The organism is Pseudomonas sp. NPDC087614 (assembly GCF_044743485.1).
In the GTDB taxonomy this organism is placed as follows: domain Bacteria; phylum Pseudomonadota; class Gammaproteobacteria; order Pseudomonadales; family Pseudomonadaceae; genus Aquipseudomonas; species Aquipseudomonas baetica_A.
The window spans coordinates 1-4,971 of sequence record NZ_JBIUWN010000144.1; the positions used below are offsets into that span (position 1 = coordinate 1).

The window sequence follows — 4,971 nt, forward strand, 5'->3', positions numbered from 1 at the left end:
GTCTGGAAGAACCTTGGAGAGACTTGAGCACGCGTTAAGAAACGAGGTGCGTCAACAGGCGCAGGCTCTGGAGTAGATTTGTGGGGATCTATCAGGGACAGAACACGTTTTTCTGATAATTACTAAAACGTGATCTGTTCCCACCCCTACTATTGGTCGTATCAACTACAGTTTTCTCGAGATTTAGCCGACTGTGGAATACGTCCACCCTTTCCGTTTTTTGTCATTTTAGCGATATATTCTTTATAAAGCGGACACGCGTCGGACTTCATACCTATATCCCAATATGCATCTGCCAAATTCAATATTGCAACGACTCTCTCCGGGAATTTTCTATGAATCTCCTTCAAAAGCAAAGCAGCTAAAACGCTATTTTTGTTACGATACAAATAATAGGCATAATCATTTAGCGGCCCGACATTATCATCGGACACTATCAAAGTCAGCTCATACACCAGCTCCTGGGGAATGCTCCTTCTTACTTTGTTACCGCCATCATCGACCCCATAAAACAACTCTCCTTTCTCGCCCTGAGGAAGCTTACCAAGGATGTAATTAAAATCTTTCCTGACTTCTGAAAGCTGAGCCTCATCATTCAAAGAGCTAAAATTAGGCCCATTTTCAGAGAACTGAGAAAACAGCGTGCAACACGCTATACGCTGAACATCAAACTGCTGCGGAAATAATGCTTCAATTGGTACCTTCTCACCGCCCAAGGTATATTTTTCATCTCTACTAGGTTCAACCCATGTGGATTTTTTATATAGAACCCAATCTTTCTGCGCAGAGCTCCATCTAAAGCTATACTGCGTAAGATCAGTATTACGAGTATGAAAATCCAGTAACAACGAAAATTCGCTTGATAGATAACCTACAGACAGCCCACCATCTCCAAGTTCAAAATTTCCCGTAACTGACTTGTCGCTCCCGCCTATACCAATAGTGATTCGCGAAACTGTGCCGTCATCCTCGAGCGGGCTAACACTATACGAATCACAGACTCCATCCCCATTTAGATCAGCCTCGTAGCTCGAGTTTGCATTCACCACTGATACTATGAACGCGAAAACGAAAAAAGCTACCATCCTCATCCTAAGGTCCCTTAAGTGCAAAGTGGCGTGCTTCCGCTCGGTGTTTAATGGGACAGACCACGTCTCTCTGACTATTACTAATAACGTAGTCTGTCCCCATTTTTATGCCATTTTTACAAATAAATCCGTCACCTTTTTCCTTTCAGCCCTAAATCATTACCGCGCTGGAATGATCGCATCCAAGTACTTAGCCCGTTCCAAACTCATTCGCGCCACGCATCTATTCATATCTGCAGCATATGAAACTTTATCCCACTCATTCTCAAAACCTTCCAACGAGCAGTTGGTATCGCGCAGTTTTATCCAAGCTCTTTGAGAGTCTTTCAATTTCCCCAAAAATGCCTTATTTATTTCAGGCTGTGATTGATACTGAAAAATATACCGAGAACCTGCTCTTTCAATGACAGCCTTATAGCTTTCATTAAGTTCCGCATCAGCTTTTTTCATTTCAACCTCCGCACACTTCGCAATCTGCGCACTAGATGCGTTCTCGAGACAAGCATCTTCAGCGGCGCTAACTAGCGAAAATGATGAAACAATAAAAGCAACAATCAACCTACTAACTACATGATGATTACCCATCCAACACCTGAACATCTTTATCAAACACAAAACAGCTAGACAAAGCATCCAAGCGCAACCAATAAACATATACATGACTTTCACATACACCTCCACCCAACAACCCACTTAAACGAAAAAAATAAATATCTTTTATATGAATCACAACTACCCGAGATCGATTACACTCTCCGCGGAATGAAATCCTCAGGTTTTTCATTCAACCTCCCCACTGTATCAGGAAAGCTCATAAACTCGGTCAATACCATTAACGCGTTCGTGTAAGCCTGGTAGCGCGTCACTATCCCGTTGACATTCTTTATTTTGCTAGGGTCCGGCATGGGCCGCCCATAGTTAACGGTCGATGCAACTTGTCCGAACGACTCACAATTATAATAAGCATAATGTTTTGTGCCTACCTGTGCGGAATTACGCACCAGACTAGGACTCTTATCCGCGAATTGCGCCGCACCTGTCCAAGCCCAATAAGCACCTGCGCTCATCGCCGCATCATAGCTCTTATCACTCACATCACCTCGCCACCTAATCATTTCGGATGTTAATCCTTTCGGTGTAAGCACTGCATCAGATAAGTGACTTTTATCCTTACTCTTGTCAGCAGCTTTTGCCGCAGCTGAAAGTGACTTCGCCGTTGAATCGGACACCTTACGCCCTCTAAACTTCCAGTACTTTACGTAGTTGTCTGGCCACGTTAGTTGGAAGAACCCCCGCCCATCCCACGGAGAATACCTTTGACTAGGGTCATTTTCATGCAGCTTGCCAAACCATTGGGTTTCTTGAGTTGAGTTCCCAAAAAAAGCAGACAGTCTGAACGGACTACCACTAATTAAAAATTTTCGAAGCGCTTTATTCAGATCATCTTTCACCGTCGATATTCTTGACTTTACAAACGCGCTTAGCGCGACTGCTTCGAACAGCCATACCGTACCACTTTGGCGCAATATGTTTGAAGGGAGCAACTGAGCCAATTCTGACTCACTCAACCAACCACATTTTCTAAAAGCAGCAATAAACTCTTTTGGCGGAAAATGCCAATGCTTCGATCCTATACTCGCCAAGCCTGCATCCTCCCAAAAAGCCAGCGCCTCCTGGTGAGATTTTAGTTTATCGTAATCACCCTTTGGCATAGCTGGCCCTAACTCCGACTCTTGTCCAAGCCAACCATAACGGGTATCAAAGTCATTTTCTCCCCACTCACTTGGAAACTTAAATATACATCGCTTAAGTTTTTCCTTAGAGGCTTCTTGTTCAATAATTTGTTGATTGTGCTTCTTAACACGATAATTCTTGCTATATACGTGCTCTTCTTCCGGCTTGACCGGAACATGCTTATAGTCTGGAGCCTTGGATATCCCCACTATATCTCTAGAAGGCGGATATAATGGATCCTCATCCAATTTTAACAAATCCCGCAAATATGGTGACTGACAATGACTATCTTCGTCAGTATCATCATCGATCAACTTCCAACCCGACCACTGAGGAAAATCAGCATCACTAAAGCAAGTTATGGTGCTGCTGTTCAAATTAACCCAGGCATCTCCACCCGAAAATATGATTTTTCGCCAGTGCGCCGCATTCGCCGGCGCAAGTGCGTCCGAGCCAAGTACACGGCCAAACCGGAGAAGCTCATAGCCCGCACTTGGACAATCTGGAAACCGGTCCATAGAGGTTTCGTAAAGATTATACTCGAAGTTATTCTCTTCTTTCAGCTCTCCCAAAACCTTACCATCAAGCGTAAAGGTACTTAACAGGCACTGCCCGTGACTATAGTTCATACGTAAAAACATGCCATCCGCAGGAAGACGCACACAGTTAGACATATTATTTGCATCTGTCCATTTGGCTGGTCGTTCCGCATATCCGACGATTTCAGGAGGCAAATAAAAATACATGTCCCCCCAGCAGCTTTCTCTCCTACCAGAATTTGTCTGATATGGCAGATCTCTTTCTGTACGCCCTATTAAATTCTTTACTTGGCCATCATCAGCAATAATTTCAAAATGAATCTTATTGTCTGCTCCATAAATCCTCCCAGATTCTCCGAGCACGTCTTTGCGATAAATCCGCATACCCTTTTTCGGCTCTTTCACTAATAGTTTTGAAAGATGCATGTAAATTGAGAAGAAAACCACCTTCGAACTTGCACCCTCCCCAATCTCGGTTTCGTGCCGAAGAACAATGCAACCATTGTCCGTCCAACCGCTGTAATTCAGAGGAGCATCTTCACTGGTGTCCACAGGTGCTGGCTCGCGGAAGTACGCCAGCGTTCCATCGGCAATTGCACGGACCGGCAGTGCACGCCCAGCCTCTTTAGGCGCTTTCAGGTGAGTACCACCATGCCAGTTCAAATCAAAACTGATCGGGAAAAAGCCATCACCCGGCTCTCCACACAGCATTGCTCGATTCAAATACGCTTCATCAGTCTCTCCGGCCGTCGGAGCTGGAAGAAATGGAGGGCTAATCAACATAGGTGTGATCCATATTTAATAAATTCTTCAAATCCATTGAGCGCTGACGTCACAGCGATAACAGGTACTTTGTTTTAGGTTTCGGCTCTTCTGGCGCGTTCGCAATCGCCTGATCCATCAAACTCCCCGCCTTATCCTTATCCGCCGCCCCCGGCAGCACCGGCGGTTTGATCCCGATGCCAGTCCCACTCCCCGGCGAGCCACCCGCATTAATCTTCACCACCGGCCCAACCACCGTCACCCCACCACCATCGAGCTTGATAAAGCTCCCACCCCCAAGAATGGTCAGCTCCGTCCCCGCCTCAATAACAATCTTGTCCCCAGCCTTGAGGTGTATCTCTTTCCCCACGCTGGTGAGCTGCGCAGTCCCAAGCTTCACATGCTGGTTCTGCCCAACCGTGAGGTGATCATCGAGCTTCGCTTCGATCTTGCGGTCGGCAATCGTGGTGCGGTGTTCTTCAGCCTTGAGTTCGGTGTAGCTGTTCTTCTCCACCGTGTCGTGGCGTTCATTGCCGACCCGAATCTTCTGGTCGTGCTCAACGTTTTCATCCCAATCACGCTGGGCATGAATGTAGATCTGCTCCGCACCTTTTTTGTCTTCAATGCGCAGTTCGTTGTACCCACCACCACCCGGCGAGCTAAGCGTTTTGAACACGCTGCGGGTTTTGTTCGCCGGCAGTGCGTACGGCACCGGGTTTTCCTTGTGGTACAGGCAGCCGGTCACCAGCGGTCGGTCGGGGTCGCCTTCGAGGAAGGTGACGAGGACTTCCATGCCGATGCGCGGGATGCTGATGGCGCCGTAGCGGTCGCCGGCCCAAGAGCTGGAA

The 4,971-nt window shown here is 46.7% G+C and carries 4 protein-coding genes; all 4 read right to left on the minus strand.

Features of this window, described 5'->3' with window-relative positions; all coding sequences use genetic code 11:
• Positions 1–161: 161 nt before the first annotated feature.
• Complete coding sequence (locus ACIOWA_RS27295) at positions 162–1,046, minus strand: type IV pilus biogenesis/stability protein PilW (RefSeq protein WP_401162857.1); 885 nt, start codon at positions 1,044–1,046, stop codon at positions 162–164.
• Positions 1,047–1,247: 201 nt separating this feature from the next.
• Complete coding sequence (locus ACIOWA_RS27300) at positions 1,248–1,748, minus strand: lysozyme inhibitor LprI family protein (protein ID WP_401162860.1); 501 nt, start codon at positions 1,746–1,748, stop codon at positions 1,248–1,250.
• Between the two features lie 86 nt (positions 1,749–1,834).
• Positions 1,835–4,144: a hypothetical protein gene (locus ACIOWA_RS27305; protein WP_401162858.1), complete on the minus strand. Its 2,310-nt coding sequence runs from the start codon at positions 4,142–4,144 to the stop codon at positions 1,835–1,837.
• A 49-nt stretch (positions 4,145–4,193) separates the two neighbouring features.
• A partial coding sequence (locus ACIOWA_RS27310) for a type VI secretion system Vgr family protein (protein WP_401162859.1) occupies positions 4,194–4,971 on the minus strand: 778 nt, incomplete at its 5' end.

Coding starts and splice junctions, on each gene's coding strand:
- ACIOWA_RS27300 (WP_401162860.1), bottom strand. CDS start 1,748: ATGTATATGTTTATTGGTTGCGCTTGGATGCTTTGTCTAGCTGTTTTG.
- ACIOWA_RS27305 (WP_401162858.1), bottom strand. CDS start 4,144: ATGTTGATTAGCCCTCCATTTCTTCCAGCTCCGACGGCCGGAGAGACT.